The following is a 21,386-nucleotide window of genomic DNA, read 5'->3' on the forward strand; positions in this document are numbered from 1 at the left end:
AAATTGCTTAATACATTCAGTATAAACTTATAAAGGTGCAAAGTTTGTCTAAATTTTGGAGATTCTATTATTTTTTTCTTCTTTATATTGTATACGTTTATAGCCATAGTATAACAAATAATTAAAAAAGTGCCTTTATAACGAGGCACTTTTCGACTGTATTTCTTCTTCCCTTTTCTTTTTTCGCTTACTAACAATCTTTGATAAGGCAATACTAATTTCATAAATACAAATAAGCGGTACCGCAACTAAACTATGAGATAAAAAATCTGGCGGTGATATACACGAGGCAATGATAATCAATGCTACGTAAGCATACCTTCTTATTTTTATTAGAAACTCCGCCGTAAGTATGCCAATACTCGTTAAAAACATTACCACTACAGGTAATTCAAAAATCACAGCAAATGGAACTGTTAAATTAAGTACAAAATGAAAATACTTTTCTGTCGTAAACATCGTATTAAACATTTCATTACCTATCGTAGTTAAAAAATGAAATAAAAACGGCATTACAATAAAATATCCAAAACTTAAACCTGCAATAAATAATATAGACAATACCGGTATATACATTACAGTCATCTTTTGTTCATTTGGATGTAAACCTGGTTTTACAAATAACCAAATTTGTATAGCAGCAAAAGGAATTGTACAAACGATAGCAAATACTGTAGCAATCGAGAAAAAAATCCACAATACATCACTTGGACCGAGAACAGTTAATTTCATTGGTAAATCTTTTACAAGCCAAAAATAAATATCCTTCGTAAAAGTAAATCCAATAATTAAAAATAATACAAAGGATAACACTGTATAAATTACTCGTTTTCGAAGCTCAACGATATGTTCTACTACACTCATTTCCCGATCTTCCATCTCGTTCACCACACTTTACTTATCCATTACGAGGAAAATCCATTACATTTTTTCTTTCTTTTCCTTCTCTTGAAATGCGTCATCAGTCAATTCTTTCGTTGATTTTTTGAATTCTTTTAACGTTTCCCCTAAAGCCTTTCCGATTTCCGGCAATTTTTTAGGCCCAAATAATATTAGTACAGCTACTAAGATTAAAATTAACCCTGGAAAGCCAATATTTGAAAACATTTCCCCATCCCCTTTATTAGTAGATTTCTTGTCCTACTATTGCATAATTTTATTTTGTCAAAAAAGTTTGAAAACGTCAACAAATCCATCGTCTTTTGTCAAAAAAATTCAAAAATATAATCAATTATACAAATTTCATTTTCTATTGCTCTTGTGTATGATATGGTAAGGGAAATGACATATTATTTTATGATAGTAGAAAGGATTTGCATTATGACTGAAAAAATGACACGAATGACACATTTTGTGAAAGAAGAAATTGCAAATGCAATAACACATGGTATCGGTGCCATTTTAAGCATCCCTGCCTTAATTATATTAATTATTCATGCGTCTAAACATGGTACTGCATCTGCTGTTGTTGCATTTACCGTTTATGGTGTAAGCATGTTCTTACTGTACTTGTTTTCAACGTTGCTACATAGCATTCACCATCCAAAAGTAGAAAAATTATTTACTATTTTAGATCACTCAGCCATCTATTTATTAATCGCTGGCACATATACTCCTTTTCTACTCATTACACTTCGTGGACCTTTAGGTTGGACGTTACTCGCAATTATATGGACACTTGCAATTGGCGGTATTGTCTTCAAAATTTTCTTTGTACGCCGTTTTATAAAAGCATCAACTTTATGTTACATCATTATGGGCTGGCTCATAATCGTTGCTATTAAACCACTTTACGAAAATCTAACTGGACATGGTTTTTCACTACTTTTAGCAGGTGGCATTTTATATTCAGTCGGGGCAATCTTCTTCCTTTGGGAAAAGCTACCTTTCAACCATGCCATTTGGCACCTCTTCGTTTTAGGCGGTAGTGCAATGATGTTCTTCTGTGTACTCTTTTACGTCTTACCTGCAGCGTAATAAAAAAGGTTTCAGCTTGATGAAAGCTGAAACCTTTTTTATTACTTATGTAATTGTGATGCGATAACATCCTGTGTATGCTTCGTTAATTCTTTAATATCCATATTCGCATACTCTTCAGGTGTAATCGGCTTAGAAATCGTTACTGTTGCATGAGCTCGTTTCATACGATTTCCATTCGCTTCAAACATTTTATATGTACCATCTAACGTTACAGGTAAGATTGCTACACCAGATTTTACTGCTAGGTGAAAACTACCAGCTTTAAACTCTCCAATTTCGCCACCCTTACTTCTCGTTCCTTCAGGGAAAATTACGATAGAATGTCCATTCTTTAATAGTTCAATTCCATCTTTAATCGCTTGAAGAGATTGACGACGATCATTACGAACCATAAATACACAATTCATAAGTTCCATCCAAGTTGGTACAACTGGAAACTTCTTAATCTCTGCCTTTGAAACGAATCCAATTGGTTTATTTAAGTAACCTAGTAAAACAGGAATATCCATATTACTTTGATGATTACTTACAACTAGTACCGGCTTGTCTTTCGGAACATTTTCAAGCCCTTTTACTTCTACTGCCCCACCAGCAACACGTACCATTTTTTTACCAAACCAATTTGTCGTTTTATACACAGCACTATCTTTTTCTTGCGGTGACATCGTATTTACTTGTTTTTTAAGACGCCACATTCTCGGTGTAATCGCAATTACAATTAAAATTAAATAAAAGATTTTAAAAAACGTTTGAATCATACAGAACCCCCACCTATTATCATTCCGACCTTCATTATACTAGACAAACGAAGGAAAAAGAAGAAAAAATGTCCAAACAACAAGTGTTTGGACATTTTTAAGTATTCTATATTAGAAACGTTTTGCTAATTCACGTGCGTTAGCAATTGCTGCTTCTTTAATTTCTTGTGCTTTTTCAGGATTAGCATTCATACCTTCAACTGCAATATATTCAGTTTCATTTACACCGATGAATCCTAATACTGTTTTCAAGTGATTACGACCGAAGTCTACAGCTGCGTATGCTCCTTCAGAATAAACGCCACCTGTTGCTTGAATGTGAAGTGCTTTTTTGCCTTCTAATAAGCCAACTGGACCATTTTCAGTATATTTGAATGTTTTACCTGCGATTGCTAAGTTATCTAAGTATGCTTTTACTACTGGTGGATAGCTAAAGTTCCACATTGGAGTTACGAATACATAACGATCTGCATGCATAAATGTTTCTAAGTTTGTGTTCATTGCTGCAACTTTTTGTTGTTGAACTTCTGTTAAAGTTTCAAAGCCTTCACCTGCTGCAAATTTACCCCAAGCAGCAAATACATCTGCATCAATTGCTGGTACAGTCGTATTGAATAAATCAACTGTTACAACTTCGTCTTGTGGATGCTCGTTTTTATAAGCTTCGATGAAAGCTTCTCCTACTGCCATTCCGAAAGAACCTTCTGCTGAATTTGGATTTGCTGTGATAAATAGTACTTTTGTCATTGTATTCTCTCCCTTTAATTTTATCTTTAATTTGAGATTTATAATTCGAAAGTAAATAACTTACCTTATGTAAGTATAATACAAAATCTCTCGCTTCATGTCAATAAAAAATAGCTACTTTTTTTTCGTAAGTTAATAAGTTGTTTTGTAATCTATAAATTATATATTTCCATTTAAAATGTTAACTAAATAAAAAACTACCTCCATATTTCATGGAGATAGTCCTTCATCAACCTTTATTTTTGAAAAATATGTTTCACTTTTTCAGCTGGAATGTTACTTCCACCTCTACCTTTTACATCTTCAATCATCATTGTAATGACCATATCAGGTGCATTTAAATCAAATGCAGCGAACCAGCCTAGTTCTTTTCCTTCGGCCTCTTTAGATACTTTTAATTCCGCTGTACCTGTTTTTCCAGCAAGGGTCATACCATCAATTTTAGCAATTTTCCCTGTACCATCCGGATCATTAATTACTTTAGTCATAGCAGTTTTTAATATATCCTGATTTCCTTTTGAAATGACATTTTCTTTCCAAGCTTTTGGTTGTTTATCTGTTTTAATGATATATGGTGACGGAATTGTTCCATCATTTACAATTGGCGCATATGTTAAAGCTAGATGAAGAGGAGTCATTAACACTTGTCCTTGACCATATCCTGTATCTGCCATTTGAATATCATTTTTAATACCATCATTTGCGATTTTAGAAGCTGGGAATCCATATTCAATTGGTAATTTCTCATCGAATCCGAATTTTTTCGCTTCACTCATAAATTTATCTTTTCCGATTTTCAAAGCTTCTTGTGCGAAGTAAATATTATCCGAATATTTCATTGCCTTATCCAAATCAATCGGATTTGCATCTTTCACACGTGTTACGTAATAATTGCCCCAAGAAGAATCTTTTGTCCATTTCAATCCTTCAATTTTCAATTCTTCTTTTGGATCAATCGTTTTCGTTTCAAGACCGATTGCAGCTGTAATTGGCTTAAATACAGAACCTGGTACCGATAATTGTGTAAATCGGTTCGTCATCGGTTTTTTCGGATCATTATTCCAAGCTTCACGTTGTGCTTTCGATGTTCCTCGTGCAATTAAATTAGGATCATATGCTGGACTACTTACGAGTGCAATTGTTTCTCCACTTTTCGGATTAATTGCCGCACTTGAACCAGCTTCGCCCTTCATTTCATTATACGTTTTTTCTTGAACAGCACTATCGATAGTTAAAGTTACATTTTCTCCATCAACAGCTTCTGTTTTTGCTAAATTTTTAATTTCTTTTCCTTGTGCATCTTCTACAAAGACACGGCCACCTTTTTTACCGCGTAGCTTTTCTTCCAATACTTGCTCTAATCCAGCTTTACCAACTGGCTCATCAGCTTGGTAGCCTTTCTTTTGTAGCGTTTTTAAATCTTCAGCATTTATCTTTCCGATATAACCAGTTAGATGAGCTGCCGCTTCCCCTAACGGATATGTACGAACATTTACAGGTTTTGTTGCAACACCAGGTAAATCAATATACGTATTTTGCGTTGCCCCTTCAGGTAAAATTCCAATTGGTACAAGATACCCTGGTTTTACCCATTTAGCAGTTAGTTTTTGATCAATTTCTTCTACAGACATATTTAACAACTTAGCTACTGCTTCTTTCGTTTGCGGAGCAGTTTCATCTAATTTTTCTGGAACGATTCCGATCTCAGAAGCTTTCCCATTCGTCGCAAGACCTTTTCCATTACGATCGTATATTTCACCACGTTTTGGCTCCGTCGTTTGCATACGCACTTTACTATCTTTTGTCATGCCAGGGAAAATGAAATCAGGTGTCCAATCTATTTTCCAAGATTCTTTATCTCCATCTTTTTCTTTCACCATTTTTGCTTCATGACCAAAAGTGATTTTACCACCAACTGTATCCATGCTTACTTTAAAAGGAACAGGGCCTTCATCTTTTTTATCTTCTTTTACTTCCCCTGTTTCTACCTTTAAGTCTTTCACTTCAATACCAGAATAAATTTTTTCATATTTCTCAGTAAACTCTTTCTTGGAAATATCTTTTTTTGCATTTTCTGATAATTGATCGTACATATCTGCAAATTTTTGTTTATTCCATGATTTCACATATGTATCAAACGCTTCTTGTGGTTTTTCTTCTTTACCACATCCAACTAACATGAATGTTAAGCAAAGAAAAAGAATCCCCCATATTTTTCTCAACTGATTCTCCTCCTCTTTCTATATTAATACTTTTGAAAATTTTAGCATTTTTCACATGCTACCTTTCATTATAGCACTATTGAATACCATCTATAAACTTACATTTATAAATACAAATAAAAAAAATTGATGCGAATACTCACATCAATTTTTTTTATTATTGTTGTTTCTCGTATACATGGTAATAATACGTATACGGATTTTTTTCATCCGTTAAACCTTTTTCTACAAAAATCTCTTTCCAATTTGTCATATCCATTTCTGGGAAGAATGTGTCTCCTTCAAATGCGTGGTGGATTTTTGTTATATATAACTTGTCTACATACGGTAAAAAGAGATCATAAATTTGCGCTCCGCCAAAAATAAAAATCTCTTCTTCATTTTTACATAGTTCAAACACTTCTTCTACAGTATGAGCTACTTCGCAGCCTTCTACATGATACCCTTCATTACGAGTTACAATAATATTACGTCTTCCAGGCAATGGTCTACCAATTGCTTCATAGTTCTTTCTCCCCATAATAAGTGGATGACCCATCGTTGTTTTCTTTACATACTGTAATTCACTCGGTAAACGCCAAGGTAAGTTATTATCTTTACCAATTACTCTATTCTCGTCCATTGCGACCATAAATGAAACAATCATCTTGTCATCTCCTCTACAATTACACTGCAACCGGTGCTTTAATCGCTGGGTGTGGATCATATCCTTCAATCGTTAAATCTTCCATCTCAAAATCAAACACAGATTTCACATCTGGATTTAATGTAAGTTTCGGGAACGGACGTGGTTCACGTGCCAATTGTTTTTCTACTTGTTCAAAATGATTCGTATAAATATGCGCATCTCCAATTGTATGAACAAATTCTCCTACTTCAAGACCACATTCATGTGCAATTAAATGTGTTAGTAGTGAATAACTTGCGATGTTAAATGGAATTCCAAGGAAGATGTCGCCACTTCTTTGATATAGCTGACAAGAAAGTTTTCCGTCCGCTACATAAAACTGGAATAGCGTATGACAAGGCGGTAATGCCATACTCGGTACGTCTTCAGGATTCCAAGCAGAAACGATTAAGCGACGTGAATCTGGCGTTTTTTTAATCATTTCAATTACATCTTTTAGTTGATCCAGTGTTTCACCAGCCGTCGTTTTCCAAGCACGCCATTGCTTGCCATATACGTCTCCTAAGTAGCCATATTTATTCGAAAAATCATCATCTTCTAAAACATTCTTTTTAAATAGGTCCATTTGCTCATCATATTGCACTTTAAATTCCTCATCTTGTTGTGAGCGAAGACCGAAATCTGTCATATCAGGCCCAGTATACTCGTCACTTTCTACCCAGCTCTTAAATGCCCATTCATTCCAAATGTTATTATTATGCTGCAATAAATAGCGAATGTTTGTATCACCTTTCATAAACCAAAGTAGTTCACTTGCTACAAGGCGAAATGGTACTCTCTTTGTGGTTAATAAAGGAAATCCTTTACTCAGATCAAAACGCATTTGATATCCAAATACAGATACAGTTCCTGTCCCTGTACGATCTTCTTTCTTCGTACCGTGCTCCATTACATGGCGGCATAAATTTAAGTATTCATATTCAGCATGTTTCATATGTAGAAAAACCTTCTTTCAATCTTATATGAAATTTATCATAACATGAAAAACAACAAATTTAATAATCTTGATAAATAAAAATTTTTTTCAGTAATTCTTACAAAATTATTAACTTTCCATATTTAAAAAGGTTTTCATTTTCTATTACCGAAAGTATAGTGCGGTAGGACAAAATTTAAATTTGGAGGTTAGAATTATGTCTAAAATTGAAACTCCTGTTATGACTTCGTTACAAACTACGGTTGAAAAAATGATGAAGGATTTAAAAGTTCCTGGTGCTGCTGTAGCTGTTATAAAAGACGGTGAAGTTATTCTTTCAGAAGGTTTCGGCTATCGAAATATAGAAACAAAAGAGGCTGTTACACCGAGCACCCGGTTCGCAATCGGTTCCTCAACGAAAGCTTTTGGCACACTTTCATTAAGCTTGTTAGCACAGCAAAAAAAGTTTAATTGGGATACTCCTGTCCAGTCTTATATACCTAACTTCTCTTTATGTGAACTACTTGCTACCTCACAAGTTACAGGACGGGATTTAGCCTCTCACCGCACTGGAGTGAGTCGTCATGATGCTCTTTGGTACAGCTCTTCCTTATCTCGAAAAGATCTCGTTGAAAAAATAAAACATTTACCACTTGATGCACCGTTCCGAACAGCATTTTTATATAACAACTTAATGTATGCAACAATTAGCTGCATTGTTGAAAACATTACAAATCAAACGTGGGAGCAATACGCTACAGAACATATTTTAGAACCTTTAAATATGAGGCATACAAACTTCTCTGTTACAGATTCACAAATTACAGAGGATTATGCTTTACCTTACATTGAAAAAGACGGTGAAATAAAAGAAGTTCCATTCCGTAACATCGATACAGTTGGCGCTGCTGGGTGTATTAATTCTACAATTGAAGATATGGTAAATTGGGTACTTCTTCACTTAAACAAAGGAAAGTTTGGAGATCATGAATTAATCTCCTCTGAATTATTACAACAAATGTATACACCACACAATTCAATTCCAGATCAACCAGTTCTATCACTCCCTGAATCTCCATTAAATAGTTACGGCCTCGGTTGGTTTATTAGCGCTTATCGTGGTAACAAAGTGATTCATCATGGCGGTAATATTGATGGATTTTCGGCACTTGTTTCATTCATGCCAAAAGAAAATGTAGGTCTTGTCATTTTAACGAATGCTGGAGGCACATTACTTCCTACTTATCTTGCTAACCAAATTTATGACGAGCTACTTGAATTAGAAGGCATCGATTGGCATAAACGTGCTGTAGAAGATACTGAAAAAATGAAGGAAATGATGAAAGAAGCAACTGAATCCCTTCCTGAGCAAATTAAAGGGACTACACCTTCTCACAAATTAGAGGATTATACTGGTACTTTCGAACATCCTGCATACGGAACATTACAAGTATACAAGCGAGATGATTCATTATTTGTGCAATTCATGGAAATGGACATTCAATTAACACATCATCATTACGACGTCTTCTCTGCAAAAGTTGACTTATTCCGAATGAAAATGAGTTTATTATTCGCTTATGAAATGAGTGTGAGTGGTGAATTTCCATCCCTTCAGTTACATGTGCCAGCTACGTTAAGTACTCAGTCGCTTATATTTAAGAAAATTAAATAAGTATTTTGATGGTAAAAAATAAAGATAGGTGCGAATTACACCTATCTTTTCTATTTCATATCAATCTTATCTGATTGAAACCAAATCGGCTTCGATAACTCAAAGTTATTATGATCCTCTAAAACTATAGTAAGACGCTCTAACATATCATCTAACATATGCGGTGCTGCTCGTAATGTCCAGACAACTGATGAGAAAACTGTCATGCCGACGTACACCGCATATAATTTCCAGAACTCCTCTGGTATTCTCCTATTAAAGTATCCTTCTATTTGTCCGATTGAATACGGAATACTAATGTCTCTTGCAAATAGTGCAATTTTTACAAAATCATGAAGTGGGTCGCCCCAGTCATAACCATTAAAATCAACAACACCTACATATTTCCCATCCCGCACAATTATATTTTCTAAATGAAAATCATCGTGTTGAAATCGATTTGGGCGGTTTTGTACATACATTTCATTTTCATCTATAAACTTAATGATTTTATCATCATTTTTTATTTTTATTCCGCATGTTTTGTATGCCTCTAAATATTTTCGATGTTTTTTCATGGCTCTTTCATACCATGGAAGTATACCCTTAGGAGCTTCATATGTATGCATTTTTGCTAAATCTTTTCCTGCTTCTATACCAATATCATATTGTTCTTTTAGTGTATATGTAGGCAACAATTTTTTCGCATCTTCTCCTTCTATATACGAAAAAACACCGTAGCATAAACCTTCTTCTTCCAACAAACCCATTTCAATTGGCCTTTGTGCTTGCACACTACGTTTTTGCATTTCATTTAAAATTTGAAACTCTATTTTCTTTCTTTCAAACTCTTTTATATCGCCTGTCCGTAACAAATACTTTTCATCTTTAATAGTCGTAATGATATATTTTTTATCAGGTGAGAAACCTTTAGAAATTTCTTCAATATTTGCTGCATCCTTTACTATTTGTATATTGTTTTGCCGTGCTGCAATTGTCTTCATGTTTATTCCCCTTACATTTCTACATTTGGTGTATACGCTACTTCTATAATAAATCCATTCGGATCGTAAAAATCAACCGTATAGTATCCGTCCGAATAATGATTCATTTCTATCGGACCACGTATTACCTTCACTTTTGTACTAGCAAGAAAATCTGCTACTTCATCAACTATTTCTCTACGAGTAGCTTGATAACAAATATGTCTAGGCCCTAAAGTCCTTACAATTTCCCCGCCCACCTCTTTAAAATATATTTCACTTTCTCCCGTACTATATGCTACTTCATTTAACTTTCTCCATCCAATTATCGAAAACAATTTATCATAAAAAGAAATAGACTCCTCTAAATTCGCGACCCAAAATTCAATATGATGAATACCTGCTCGAAGTGTATTCATATTAAGAATGTGCCCCTTGTACGACTTGTACAATTTCCATAGGCGTATGAACCATATAATCTGGTGCATCTTTTTCTACTGTTTCAATGACATCATATCCCCAAGATACCCAAATTACGTTCACACCAGCCTTTTTACACGCTGCTACATCTCGCTGTTCATCACCGACATATAACATTTCTTGCTCTGTTATTTTTTTTGATTTTAAAAACCTTTTTATCATTTTGTCTTTACCGAACAAATTTTTAGAACAATACACTTCTTGAATATTTTCGATACCATTATTATGTAAAAACGCTCGAATATGCTCTTCTGAGTTAGAGGATATGACGGCAATCCCGTAGCCTTTTTTATGTAATTCATCTAATACATCCTTCATCCCATGGAACAAAACGAGATCTTTTATAGCTGGTTGATATAATTTATAAAACTCTAACGCTAATATCGGTAGTTTATACAGTGGTACATCGAGTTTTTTACATCTCTCGGGCATCGTTAATTTACGTAAATGCTCAATTTCTTCTTCCCTTACTGTTTTATAACCATGCTTTTCAGCTATTTGATTATAGATCGGTACAAATATATTTTGTGAATCTACTAATGTGCCATCAAAGTCAAAAACAATATATTTTTGCATTTCCATACTCCCTTTTCTTCTTTTTTCCTAAACATATGTTATTCAACAACATAGTTGTCTTACCCTTTTATCAACAAAAAAAGAACAAGATTTTCTCTTGTTCTTTTTAAGAAAGCCATTTTGGCGGTACATTCGTATTCCAATAAATATTTCCTAGTTCATGATGTCCAGAGTATCCATCATCAAAACGATGATAATGGAAATTGAAATAATAACCATCTTGCGGTGGATGATCTCTTCTTACATGAAATCGTAGTAAGTCATTTCCAGATTTCGTATCGTAAACGTGAAAAATCTTTTCATTATTTCCACCAGCGGGTTTCTGAGAAATCGATAATGATTGCAACGACTCCTCTGGAACATCATTTGCAAGCTCAGCAATTGCCTCTTCAATTTTCGGTAATATTACATCTTTAAACTCATCTTCAATTACTGGACCAATTTTAGTTCCAAACTTTTGCATCGACTGCTTCTCTGCTTCTTGCATTGCATAAGTAATAAAAGTATCGGTGGTTAACCTGTCATTCGTTTCTTCATATGTATAGGACGTGCTCTCCAAATTTTGTTGCCCAGCTGTACTCGTAGGCTTGTCCGCAGCTTTGGCATTATCAAGCAATATGGAAGGAGGCGTCACTAAACCAAATGTAAATACGGTAATTAATGCGACTAAGGTTTTTCTAAACCAATTTGGCATTTATGTTCCCTCCCCTTTCACTCATTATATTTTATCCCGCATTAACGGGTAAGCAAGACCCCCACCACCTCAAAATTCAGTGAAGGTAAAAAAGTTAGGCAGGGGATCAACTGCCCGTATAAGCCCGATTGGTGAAGGCTAATAATCAGTGGGGGATGAAGAACCCCCCCCCACTGATTAAAGTTTCACTTTATATAACGGTTGTTTCTTCTATTATACAAAATGATTGTAATTTTTGCACTTTACAATTTTGTTAACGTTCACATATTTTTCACTTGAATATGAAATTGTAAGATTTCATACAATAAAATACAACAACAATAAGGAGGCGACCAAATGACTTTAGATGTCATGTATTCCGCCGCAAGCATACTCGTTTTAGTATATTTTATTTATCAATGTGTGACAGATTAGAAAAAGAGCCATTTTCGGCTCTTTTTCTATGGTAAAAATACAATCCAACCAATCCATACTATAAAAATAATCCCGGCAATTACAGCTGGTAATAAATAAAAATGAAGAAGTATAACTATTTATATATCATTATAAAATATTTATTTTCATAGCAGGAAAAAACATTTTTTAACAGAATATTAAATGTTTGATTACATTTTATTGGAGTGAATAATATGTCTTTTCAAATTCGTGAAGCGACGATAGATGATATAGATGCACTTTGTTCTTTAACGAAAGAATTAAAAGGTTCCTCTATTTCCTATGAAGATATGAACAACCGCTTGCAATTCGTACAAATGAGTCCTTTTGATTTTTTATATGTTTATGTGGAAGAAGAAACTATATTTGGATTACTCGGGTTTCGTATACGCGAAAATTTAGAAGATGTAACTCGTTATGGAGAAATTTCAATTATTAGCGTCGATTCTACAATACGGCGGAAAGGCATTGGACAAGTGTTAATGGATTATGCAGAACAATTAGCAAAGAAGCATCATTGCATTGGAACATGGCTAGTTAGTGGAACAAAAAGAGTAGAAGCACATCCTTTTTACAAAAAATTAGGTTATGAAGTAAATGGATATCGATTTGTAAAACATTTTTAAACTACTTTTTACTTGAAGGGACTATAAATATGACAAACATTAAAGCAATTTTCATTGATCGTGACGGTACAATTGGCGGCGACACTACAATACATTACCCTGGTTCTTTTACATTATTCCCCTTTACAAAAGCAGCTCTGCAAAAAATAAAAGCTCAAAATATAAAAATTTTCTCTTTCACAAATCAACCAGGTATCGCGGATGGAATAGCGACTGTAGCTGATTTTGTACAAGAATTAAAAGATTTCGGTTTTGATGATATTTACGTTTGTCCTCACAAACATGGTGATGGTTGTGAATGCCGTAAACCAAGTACAGGCATGCTTCTAAAAGCAGCGGAAAAACATGGGCTTGATTTAACACAATGTGCTGTAGTTGGTGATCGTTGGACTGATATTGTGGCAGGTGAAAAAGTGAATGCGACAACAATATTAGTACGAACAGGCGCTGGATACGATGCTTTACATACGTACCGAGACAGGTGGGCACATATTGAGCCAAACTACATTGCAGAAAACTTTGAAGATGCAACAAACTGGATATTAAATCAACTATAATACAATTTAAAAGAGACGTTTTCATTTTGAAAACGTCTCTTTTAATCTTACATTTTTTAAAATGTTAATTCATAATGGAAATAACGATTATCTCTTAAATAACCATTTTCAGCGTATAATCGCTGTGCTGATAAATTATCAATCTCTGTTTGTAATTTTACACCTTTTGCGCCATTTTCTAATGCGAATTTTTTAGCAGCTTCTAATAATTTTTTACCTGTTCCAGTTCCGCGCTTCGCGGCTTGTACAAACAGATCATTTAAAATCCATAATTCTTTCATTGAAATGGAAGAAAATGATGGATATAGTTGCGTGAATCCAATATATTCACCGTCTTCAACTGCTACGAAAATAACGGATTCTTTTCTCTCGATACGATTTTGTAAAAATACTTTTGCACCATCTAAATCGGAATCTTGTCGGTAAAACATACGATAGTTATTAAAAACTGATGCTAGTCCATCTAAATCTGCAATTGTTGCCTCATATATTCTCATTTTACTCCATTCCCCTTCCAATACTGTCTCATTATATCCGTTACCCATTTAGGCTGTAGAATTTCTTCTTTCGGCATAAATTCTTTCATTACCGGCTTTATATCCAATATAGGGGTGCCATCAATAGCATCTAATCCCTCAACAATAATTGATTTACCTTCTCTTTTTATCACTTTTACAATTGTTACACCTAAGCGATTCGGGCGATTTTTCCCGCGCTGTGCAAAAATGCCTACTTTAGGATAATCATTATTATTTCTAGGATGTCTAGCAACATATTGAATTTGTTCATCCGTTACTTTATGAAAATAAAAAACAACTTCAATATGAGAAAATTCTTCAATCCCTTGTATACTTTCCTCTGTATACAATTCAGTTAAAGTAATACAGGATCTTACTTCTCCCCATTCGTCATCTTTTATTTCCTTTCTTTCATTATGTACAAATGCGATTGGTTGAACTGAAAACATACGCATCCCCCTTAAATGTAACCACTTACATTATAAAATATTTTCTGAATGTTTTCCACATACACGAACTAAGTTTACATAATATAATTATAATCTATTTTCTAAAGACACATTTACTGCTTCCATTGCATGTATAACAGTTGTATCAAATATCGGAACTAATACGTCTTCCTGCTTTATTAATAATCCTATTTCTGTACAACCTAAAATTATTCCCTGTGCTCCTTTTTGCACTAGCTCTTCTATGACTCTTTTATAATATTCTCTAGATTGCGATGTTATTTTTCCTAAACATAATTCTGTATAAATTATTTCATTTAATTTTTCTCTATTTTTTTCTACTGGCACTATTACTTTTATATTATTCTCTTCTATACGTGACTTATAGAAATCTTGCTCCATTGTATATTTCGTTCCAAGTAGACCAATCGTTTGAATACCTTTTCTTTTAATTTCTTTTGCAGTAGTATCAGCAATATGTAATACGGGGATGTTAATATTCTCTTTTATTTTCTCCACTACTTTATGCATTGTATTTGTGCAAATGATTATAAAATCTGCTCCTCCCTTCTGCAATGAATACGCCGCATTCCCTAATACTTCTCCTGCTCCATCCCAATCCCCGTTAGACTGGAATCGTTCAATCTCTTCAAAATCCACACTATTAATCAAACATTTTGCTGAGTGTAATCCCCCTAATCTACTTTTTATCTCTTCATTTAAAATTCGATAATATTCCGAAGTCGATTCCCAACTCATACCACCTATAAGCCCTATCGTTTTCATATATAACACACCTACCTAAACTTTTTTCTAAACTAATAACAATGTTTTATTATGTATATTATACACAATAAAACAAGACTTTAAGTTTATAATATAAAGTCTTGTTTTAACTATTTCCAAGGAAATTTTATGTGAATATTCTGAAATTAATTCCCTAATGTTTTTATAGAATCTTCATATTGATAATTAAAACATTGTCGATACAACTGTTTAATTTCATTATAAGAAGGAACTCGCGGATTATTTCCTGGGCTACCACTTTCAATTGCATCCGAGGCCATTTTTGAAATAGCATTTTCAAATTCAACCTCACCGATTCCGTATTCTTTTAAATTTGGAATACGAAGATCAAAACAAAGTTTTTTTATTTCCCTCAGCGTATAATCGGCTACTTCTTCATCACAATAGGAATACATATCTTTATTTAAACAACATCCAATTTCCGCTAGTCTTTTTGTTGCACTCACTTTTGTATATTCTAAAACTGTAGGTAATAGTATTGCATTTGATATACCATGTGGTACATGAAATAACGCCCCTACTGGTCTTGACATTCCATGAACTAATGTAACTGATGCATTTGAGAATGCAATTCCAGCTTGTAATGAAGCGATCATCATTGCTTCCCTTGCTTCCATATTACCTCCATCTTCATATGCAATACGTAAATATTTCATAATACTTTCAATAGCCGAAAGAGCAAGTACATCTGTAAGTGGTTGAGAAAATTTAGAAATATATGCTTCAATTGCATGGCATAATGCATCTATACCTGTCGCTGCCGTAATATGAGGTGGTACCGAACTTGTTAATATCGGGTCAATAATCGCTACTTGCGGGGTAAAACTCGGATGCTTCATCATCATTTTTACATCTGTTTTTTTATTCGTAATTACTGCTACACTTGTTACTTCTGACCCAGTACCTGAAGTTGTTGGAATTGCAATGAGTGGTAGTGGATCATTTTCTATTTCAACATCTTTTTGGACGTAATATTCAATTGCTCCACCATTAGTATATAACACCGCTACTGCTTTCGCAGCATCAATACAACTTCCACCACCAATACCGATAATAAAATCACACTTTCCTTCTTTACAAATCGTTAACGCTTCTAATACGTGTAAATTTGTAGGCTCAGCATTCACTTTATTATATGTAATAACAGTAATCCCTTTCTTATTTAGCTGTTTTATGCACCTTTCAACATACCCTAATTTCTCCATAATTGTATCAGTAACTATAAAAGCTCTTTTCCCAAACTTCTTTGATTGTTCCCCCAGTTTTTCAATCGAATTTCTTCCATATAGTACAGACTTCGGCATACGAAACTCAGCAACTTCTTGCAAATACTCCACCCCTTCTTACCCTTATTAATGTTTAGTTTATAAAATATCAACTAAATAAACCTTTACAATTCATATAGTATCTATTTTTAATAAATTCCTGTAATAGTATAGAATGCGATAACTAAAAACACAGCAAGCGTTTTCAAAACTGTAATAGCAAATATATCTTTATATGACTGTTTATGTGTTAAACCTGTTACTGTAAGAATAGTAATAATAGCGCCGTTATGTGGTAATGTATCCATTCCTCCTGATGCCATTGATACGATACGGTGCATAACTTCTAATGGGATATCAAATTGATTAGCTGCTGCAATAAATTTATCCCCCATCGCACTTAAAACAATCCCCATTCCTCCTGATGCAGAACCTGTAATACCGGCTAAAATATTCGTCGTTACCGCTCCATTCACTAAAGGATTTGTGAACGTTGCAGAAATGCCATCTCTCATAATTGCAAAACCTGGAAGTGCTGCAATGACACCACCGAAACCAAATTCCGCTCCAGTGTTCATTGTTGCAAGTAGTGCTCCACCTATACTTGTATTCAATCCAGCTTGAAATCCTGTTACTACCCGTTTCCAGTATAATAAAAGAGTTGTTAAAATTCCTATTATAAGTGCCAATTCTACAGACCATATTCCAACTACCGCACTCAATTCTACTTTTCCAAATGCTTTCATACCAATTGCTGAAAAGTCAAAACCGTTCGGATACCACTTCGGTATCATAATAGTAAACACTTTATTCATTACACCTACTAAAATAAGTGGTATAAAAGCAATAAGTTGTTGTACCTTCGTAATTTCTAAACTATTTAACAGCGGTATTTCTTTCTGCTCTAATTCCAAAGATGCTGCCATTTCAGTATTCCCATCGTTAAAACCAAAATACCCTTCACCTGCCGCTTTTGCCTTCTTACGCCTACTCTCTAAATATAATAAACCTAACGTGAGAACAAAAATTGCCCCTACAATACCAAGTATCGGTGCAGCATAAATATCCGTTTTAAAAAATGTTGTAGGTATTACATTTTGAATTTGTGGTGATCCAGGGAGCGCATCCATTGTAAATGTTACTGCTCCAAGGACAATTGTTCCAGGTATTAAGCGCTTTGGAATATTAGCTTGTCGAAAAAGCTTAGCTGCAAACGGAAATATAGCAAATACCACTACATATACACTAACACCACTATATGTTAAAATAGCACCCATTAAAACAATCGCTAAAATTGTACGTTTTTCTCCAACCAACTCTACAATCGTCTTTGCAATAGAATCAGCAATTCCTGACATTTCTACTACTTTCCCAAAAATTGCTCCAAGTAAAAACACCGGGAAATATAGTTTAATAAACCCTACCATTTTCTCCATAAAAATATTAGAAAAGAAAGGTAATACAAAACTAGGTTCTGTCAAAAATACCGCAAATAATGCAAAAATTGGTGCAAATAAAATAACAGAAAACCCTCTATAGGCTACAAACATAAGTAAGCTAAGTGCTAATAATATAATAACTAGCTCCAATTATACCCCTCCTTTAAACTGAAAATTCAATCTTTTATTGATAAACTTCTACTAATCTTTCATTTCTGACATCCCTCCTCTAATTCATACAAATTTTTCATACTAAAATGTCTAATTATACATATTCGATTACATATGAAAAATCCCTTTAAACAGAAACGATTTCATCGTCATACGTTATAAAGGGATTGTTAGTCTCTATTTTTATTTTTTTATTAAACTATTTTCTATACAAAAATGGTGTAGTTCTTCTATATCCTTCGCTATATGGGTCGAACTAACTTCAATCAACTCATTTTCACTACCATAGCCATATAAAACGCCAATTGAAGCAATTCCATTATGATTTGCACCTATTATATCGTGCTTTCTATCTCCAATCATAACAACTTCCTCTTTATTAAGTCCTTCATTCTGAAGTAAAATATGTGCAATTATTTCTTCTTTTTTTATTCTTGTTCCATTTAAATTACTTCCAATGATATCTTCAAAATAATTCGTTAGTTGAAAATGCTCTATTACTTGTCTAGCAAAAATAGTAGGCTTTGAAGTAGCTATAAATAAACGATTTCCGTTATCTTTTAATTGTTTTAGGAGATTTGGAATACCCTCGTATACACTATTCTCCAACAACCCACGTTGCTTTAAATATTCCCTGAAATAAAAAACAGCTCGTTCAACTTCTCCTTCATTCATATTATATCTCTCTACGAATGATTGCTGAATAGGAGGACCAATAAATGAATCTAACTCACTTACATGTAATTCTTCAATTCCAACCTTTTCTAACGCGTACAAAACTGAATTTACAATCCCCTTTTTAGGATCCGTTACTGTTCCATCTAAATCAAATAAAAATGTTGTATACATATTTAATCCCCCACTCATCCTACTTTACATGTAATACTAAAGGTTTTTTTACTACTCTACCTCTACTATACTACCATTATTTGTTTTTTCAAAAAAATCACTTTTTCTATGTTACATAGTTTCGGTTACATTAGACGGATAGATATGATAAAGTAAGAAAGTTACAATTAATTCAATAGAAACTGGTGAAACAAATGTCAATTACGTTAATTTTTATAATGGCTTTCACAATTGTCATCCACGCAGTCGAAACTAGTTCTTATAGTATTCGATTAGCTGGTGTTCGTTTAAAAAAGATTGTCGTTGCCTTATCTGTCGTAGGAATGGTATTACTTATTTCAAGAACTTCAAATTTACTACAAGCCTTTTTAATTGGCGGGATTGTCGATGAAGCAAAACGAGATGCTTCTATTAATTTAGAGCATACTATACGACTTGTACTATTATCTGCTTCCATAGGTACATTACTTGCGATTATTCTTTATCCAACTTTGACAAAACTATTTGGATATGTCATTCAAAACTTTGAAACAGATGGTTCTTTCATTCGAATGATGAAAACAAATAACATTCAAAAATTAAAGTACACAAAAAAATATGTGCGCTTTCCAAGATTTGAAATGATTCATAGATTGCGTATCGGTGGTATTCCAAAGCGTATTATGCTTATTAACATGTTTGCTACTGCAATTTATACAGCAGGTGTTCTTTCTGCCCTTTATGCTTCTTTTCTAAATCCAGATTACGCAACAAATGCAAGTACAGCTTCTGGCCTTGTGAATGGTTTTGCTACTATTTTATTAACAGTATTGCTCGATCCACGCATTGCTCTATTAACAGAGCGTGCTTTACAATCAGAAAATGGTGCTGAATCTATGAGTAAAATGTATGGTTGGTTAATGATATCTAGACTTCTCGGTACTTTACTCGCACAACTGTTGTTCGTACCAGGTGCTTACTGGATTTTATGGATTATTGAACTGATGCATTAATTTACTAGGAAGGTGAATTTATCAATGAAGATACAAACAGAACAAGATGTAATTCGCTTAATAGAAAACGACAAATGGATGATGAACGTATTACACATAGCAAAATCACTAGAGCTACCTGATTGGTGGATTTGCGCCGGTTTTGTTCGTTCTAAACTTTGGGATACTTTGCATAACTACGAAGTAAGAACTGCTACACCGGACGTTGATGTCATCTATTTTGATCCATTACATAAAGACGAGACATATGAACAATCCGTAGAGAAAACACTAACAAATATGGATGCTTCTATACCTTGGTCGGTTAAAAATCAAGCTCGTATGCATGTGGTGAACAACATGCCACCATATTCTTCTTCTGTTGATGCTATTTCTAAATTCCCTGAAACAGCAACGGCTTTAGGGGTTACATTAGACGAAAAAAACAATGTTATATTAACAGCTCCGTGCGGTATTGGAGATGTTCTTTCATTACAAGTGAGACCAACAGCTCATTTTCTCGAATCAAAAGGACGTATACATATGTACAAAAACAGAGTTATTAAAAAGAATTGGCAAAGTAAATGGCCTAACATAACAATCACATATCCAGAAATTTAGAAAGGGTGCTTCTCATTTATAGAAGCACCCTTTTCTTCATTTCAAAAAATACATGACTGTTTCTGCGAATCTATCCGCTTCCTCATAATGAGGTGAATGACCGCTCTCTTCAAATGCAATATACTTGCCGTTTCGAGCATCTTTATTAAATATTTCAATTTGTTTTTCACACGTTACTACATCATGTTTTCCTACAAGTAATAACATTGGATTTTGTACATCTTTTATTTTGGATAATAATGATGTATGACATGCGCCTTCTAATTTTAATCTATCAAAATGAATCTTGGAGCGTTTTGAAAATACTTCCCACTCTTGATCACTGTATAAACTCTCATCTGTCCTATCTTCATTATTATTGTAAATCTCCATTCTTTTTTCTTCTAATTCATCGCTTAATCTTATATAAGCTTCAAGCAACTCTTCGGAACTAGCATTGCTAGATGAATAAGCGATGGACTCTTTTGCTACTTCTTCTTTTCCATACTTTTTTAATAAATCCCCTGTCTTTTGTAACAAAGCTCTACTTGTTAATGCAAAATCGAAAGTTGGTCCTTCAAATATTATTTTCTCTATTGAACTTGGATATATCGATGCATATAACAATGCTACATATCCACCGAAAGAATGTCCAATTACAGACCACTTCTCAATTTGCAATACTTTTTTTAGTTCTTCACAATCTTCAATCAAATCATTTAATCCAAAAGCTTCGTCCTCAAGAATTTCTTCTGAGCGACAAACACCTCTTTGATCTATCATAATTACATATAAAGAATCTTTTAAACGTTCCGCTTGATGAAATGAAAAATCATAACAGCTCTCTCCCGGACCGCCGTGCAAGTATAATACAGGCTTACTTTTAGGGTTTCCATGTGCTTCAACATATAACTTCTTCCCTCTAATGTCCATGTATTTCCCTGCTTCTATCAAATTCGCCTTTATAATCATCACCTTCTTTTTTACTGAATATTATAACA

The 21,386-nt window shown here is 33.8% G+C and carries 24 protein-coding genes; 6 read left to right on the plus strand and 18 right to left on the minus strand.

Annotated features, from left to right (window positions below):
* Nucleotides 1-135: 135 nt before the first annotated feature.
* Both tatC and A6J74_RS05840 read right to left on the minus strand, forming a co-directional pair.
* On the minus strand, nt 136-879 hold the full coding sequence (gene tatC / locus A6J74_RS05835) for a twin-arginine translocase subunit TatC (RefSeq protein WP_000390131.1): 744 nt from the start codon (nt 877-879) through the stop codon (nt 136-138).
* 42 nt (nt 880-921) lie between these two features.
* Nucleotides 922-1,107 (minus strand): twin-arginine translocase TatA/TatE family subunit, encoded by a 186-nt coding sequence (locus tag A6J74_RS05840; RefSeq protein ID WP_000492443.1) that lies wholly within the window; start codon nt 1,105-1,107, stop codon nt 922-924.
* Between the two features lie 213 nt (nt 1,108-1,320).
* Here A6J74_RS05840 and trhA point away from each other — a divergent pair, with 213 nt between their 5' ends.
* The gene (gene trhA / locus A6J74_RS05845) at nt 1,321-1,977 is read left to right on the plus strand and encodes a PAQR family membrane homeostasis protein TrhA (RefSeq protein ID WP_000136879.1); all 657 of its coding nucleotides are present in this window, start codon (nt 1,321-1,323) and stop codon (nt 1,975-1,977) included.
* A 41-nt stretch (nt 1,978-2,018) separates the two neighbouring features.
* On the opposite strand, the gene A6J74_RS05850 is transcribed toward trhA, so the two are convergent.
* The 5 genes from A6J74_RS05850 to A6J74_RS05870 all read right to left on the minus strand — a co-directional run bounded on the left by A6J74_RS05850 (nt 2,019) and on the right by A6J74_RS05870 (nt 7,329).
* A complete protein-coding gene (locus A6J74_RS05850) occupies nt 2,019-2,738 on the minus strand; it encodes a lysophospholipid acyltransferase family protein (RefSeq protein WP_000616571.1) in 720 nt (239 codons plus the stop codon).
* A 111-nt stretch (nt 2,739-2,849) separates the two neighbouring features.
* Entirely contained in the window at nt 2,850-3,485 is a 636-nt protein-coding gene (locus A6J74_RS05855; protein ID WP_000170037.1) for an FMN-dependent NADH-azoreductase, read from the minus strand.
* Nucleotides 3,486-3,721: 236 nt separating this feature from the next.
* The gene (gene pbpC / locus A6J74_RS05860) at nt 3,722-5,707 is read right to left on the minus strand and encodes a penicillin-binding protein 3 (RefSeq protein WP_001227253.1); all 1,986 of its coding nucleotides are present in this window, start codon (nt 5,705-5,707) and stop codon (nt 3,722-3,724) included.
* A 157-nt stretch (nt 5,708-5,864) separates the two neighbouring features.
* Nucleotides 5,865-6,353, minus strand: coding sequence for a dihydrofolate reductase (locus tag A6J74_RS05865; protein WP_000637202.1), 489 nt, complete (start codon nt 6,351-6,353; stop codon nt 5,865-5,867).
* A gap of 19 nt (nt 6,354-6,372) precedes the next feature.
* Nucleotides 6,373-7,329, minus strand: coding sequence for a thymidylate synthase (locus A6J74_RS05870; RefSeq protein ID WP_000679621.1), 957 nt, complete (start codon nt 7,327-7,329; stop codon nt 6,373-6,375).
* 199 nt (nt 7,330-7,528) lie between these two features.
* On the opposite strand from A6J74_RS05870, the gene A6J74_RS05875 reads away from it, so the two are divergent.
* Nucleotides 7,529-8,986, plus strand: a complete 1,458-nt coding sequence (locus A6J74_RS05875; protein ID WP_000034328.1) for a serine hydrolase — start codon at nt 7,529-7,531, stop codon at nt 8,984-8,986.
* A gap of 50 nt (nt 8,987-9,036) precedes the next feature.
* Here A6J74_RS05875 and A6J74_RS05880 read toward each other — a convergent pair whose 3' ends face one another.
* From A6J74_RS05880 to A6J74_RS05895, 4 genes are all read right to left on the minus strand, one after another.
* A complete protein-coding gene (locus tag A6J74_RS05880) occupies nt 9,037-9,969 on the minus strand; it encodes an aminoglycoside phosphotransferase family protein (RefSeq protein WP_000848159.1) in 933 nt (310 codons plus the stop codon).
* Between the two features lie 11 nt (nt 9,970-9,980).
* The gene (locus A6J74_RS05885) at nt 9,981-10,367 is read right to left on the minus strand and encodes a VOC family protein (protein WP_001094654.1); all 387 of its coding nucleotides are present in this window, start codon (nt 10,365-10,367) and stop codon (nt 9,981-9,983) included.
* A 1-nt stretch (nt 10,368) separates the two neighbouring features.
* Nucleotides 10,369-11,004 carry an HAD family hydrolase gene (locus A6J74_RS05890; RefSeq protein ID WP_001174982.1) on the minus strand — a complete coding sequence of 212 codons (636 nt, stop codon included), beginning with the start codon at nt 11,002-11,004 and terminating at the stop codon, nt 10,369-10,371.
* A 106-nt stretch (nt 11,005-11,110) separates the two neighbouring features.
* On the minus strand, nt 11,111-11,698 hold the full coding sequence (locus A6J74_RS05895) for a YpjP family protein (protein WP_001134417.1): 588 nt from the start codon (nt 11,696-11,698) through the stop codon (nt 11,111-11,113).
* A gap of 629 nt (nt 11,699-12,327) precedes the next feature.
* On the opposite strand from A6J74_RS05895, the gene A6J74_RS05900 reads away from it, so the two are divergent.
* Both A6J74_RS05900 and A6J74_RS05905 read left to right on the plus strand, forming a co-directional pair.
* Nucleotides 12,328-12,759: a GNAT family N-acetyltransferase gene (locus A6J74_RS05900; RefSeq protein ID WP_000009785.1), complete on the plus strand. Its 432-nt coding sequence runs from the start codon at nt 12,328-12,330 to the stop codon at nt 12,757-12,759.
* A 29-nt stretch (nt 12,760-12,788) separates the two neighbouring features.
* Nucleotides 12,789-13,316, plus strand: coding sequence for an HAD-IIIA family hydrolase (locus tag A6J74_RS05905; protein WP_000181774.1), 528 nt, complete (start codon nt 12,789-12,791; stop codon nt 13,314-13,316).
* 56 nt (nt 13,317-13,372) lie between these two features.
* Here A6J74_RS05905 and A6J74_RS05910 read toward each other — a convergent pair whose 3' ends face one another.
* The 6 genes from A6J74_RS05910 to A6J74_RS05935 all read right to left on the minus strand — a co-directional run bounded on the left by A6J74_RS05910 (nt 13,373) and on the right by A6J74_RS05935 (nt 18,814).
* Nucleotides 13,373-13,813 (minus strand): GNAT family N-acetyltransferase, encoded by a 441-nt coding sequence (locus A6J74_RS05910; protein WP_001223858.1) that lies wholly within the window; start codon nt 13,811-13,813, stop codon nt 13,373-13,375.
* Nucleotides 13,810-14,283: an SAM-dependent methyltransferase gene (locus A6J74_RS05915; protein ID WP_000493242.1), complete on the minus strand. Its 474-nt coding sequence runs from the start codon at nt 14,281-14,283 to the stop codon at nt 13,810-13,812. Before A6J74_RS05915 ends, A6J74_RS05910 begins: the two co-directional genes overlap by 4 nt.
* Before the next feature lie 87 nt (nt 14,284-14,370).
* Nucleotides 14,371-15,069, minus strand: coding sequence for an aspartate/glutamate racemase family protein (locus A6J74_RS05920; RefSeq protein ID WP_000848588.1), 699 nt, complete (start codon nt 15,067-15,069; stop codon nt 14,371-14,373).
* Between the two features lie 146 nt (nt 15,070-15,215).
* Nucleotides 15,216-16,418, minus strand: a complete 1,203-nt coding sequence (locus A6J74_RS05925) for an iron-containing alcohol dehydrogenase (RefSeq protein WP_001158488.1) — start codon at nt 16,416-16,418, stop codon at nt 15,216-15,218.
* 86 nt (nt 16,419-16,504) lie between these two features.
* On the minus strand, nt 16,505-17,944 hold the full coding sequence (locus A6J74_RS05930; protein WP_000424321.1) for a GntP family permease: 1,440 nt from the start codon (nt 17,942-17,944) through the stop codon (nt 16,505-16,507).
* Between the two features lie 204 nt (nt 17,945-18,148).
* On the minus strand, nt 18,149-18,814 hold the full coding sequence (locus A6J74_RS05935; RefSeq protein WP_000288768.1) for an HAD family hydrolase: 666 nt from the start codon (nt 18,812-18,814) through the stop codon (nt 18,149-18,151).
* A 194-nt stretch (nt 18,815-19,008) separates the two neighbouring features.
* On the opposite strand from A6J74_RS05935, the gene A6J74_RS05940 reads away from it, so the two are divergent.
* The gene (locus tag A6J74_RS05940; protein WP_000028917.1) at nt 19,009-19,806 is read left to right on the plus strand and encodes a lipid II flippase family protein; all 798 of its coding nucleotides are present in this window, start codon (nt 19,009-19,011) and stop codon (nt 19,804-19,806) included.
* Between the two features lie 24 nt (nt 19,807-19,830).
* On the plus strand, nt 19,831-20,406 hold the full coding sequence (locus tag A6J74_RS05945; protein ID WP_000701726.1) for a nucleotidyltransferase family protein: 576 nt from the start codon (nt 19,831-19,833) through the stop codon (nt 20,404-20,406).
* A 36-nt stretch (nt 20,407-20,442) separates the two neighbouring features.
* Here the strand turns inward: A6J74_RS05945 and A6J74_RS05950 are convergent, their stop codons facing one another.
* Entirely contained in the window at nt 20,443-21,357 is a 915-nt protein-coding gene (locus tag A6J74_RS05950; protein ID WP_000584217.1) for an alpha/beta fold hydrolase, read from the minus strand.
* Nucleotides 21,358-21,386 lie beyond the last annotated feature (29 nt).

Origin of the sequence: Bacillus sp. FDAARGOS_235 (genome assembly GCF_002073415.2) — a bacterium.
Taxonomy (GTDB): Bacteria; Bacillota; Bacilli; order Bacillales; family Bacillaceae_G; genus Bacillus_A; species Bacillus_A toyonensis.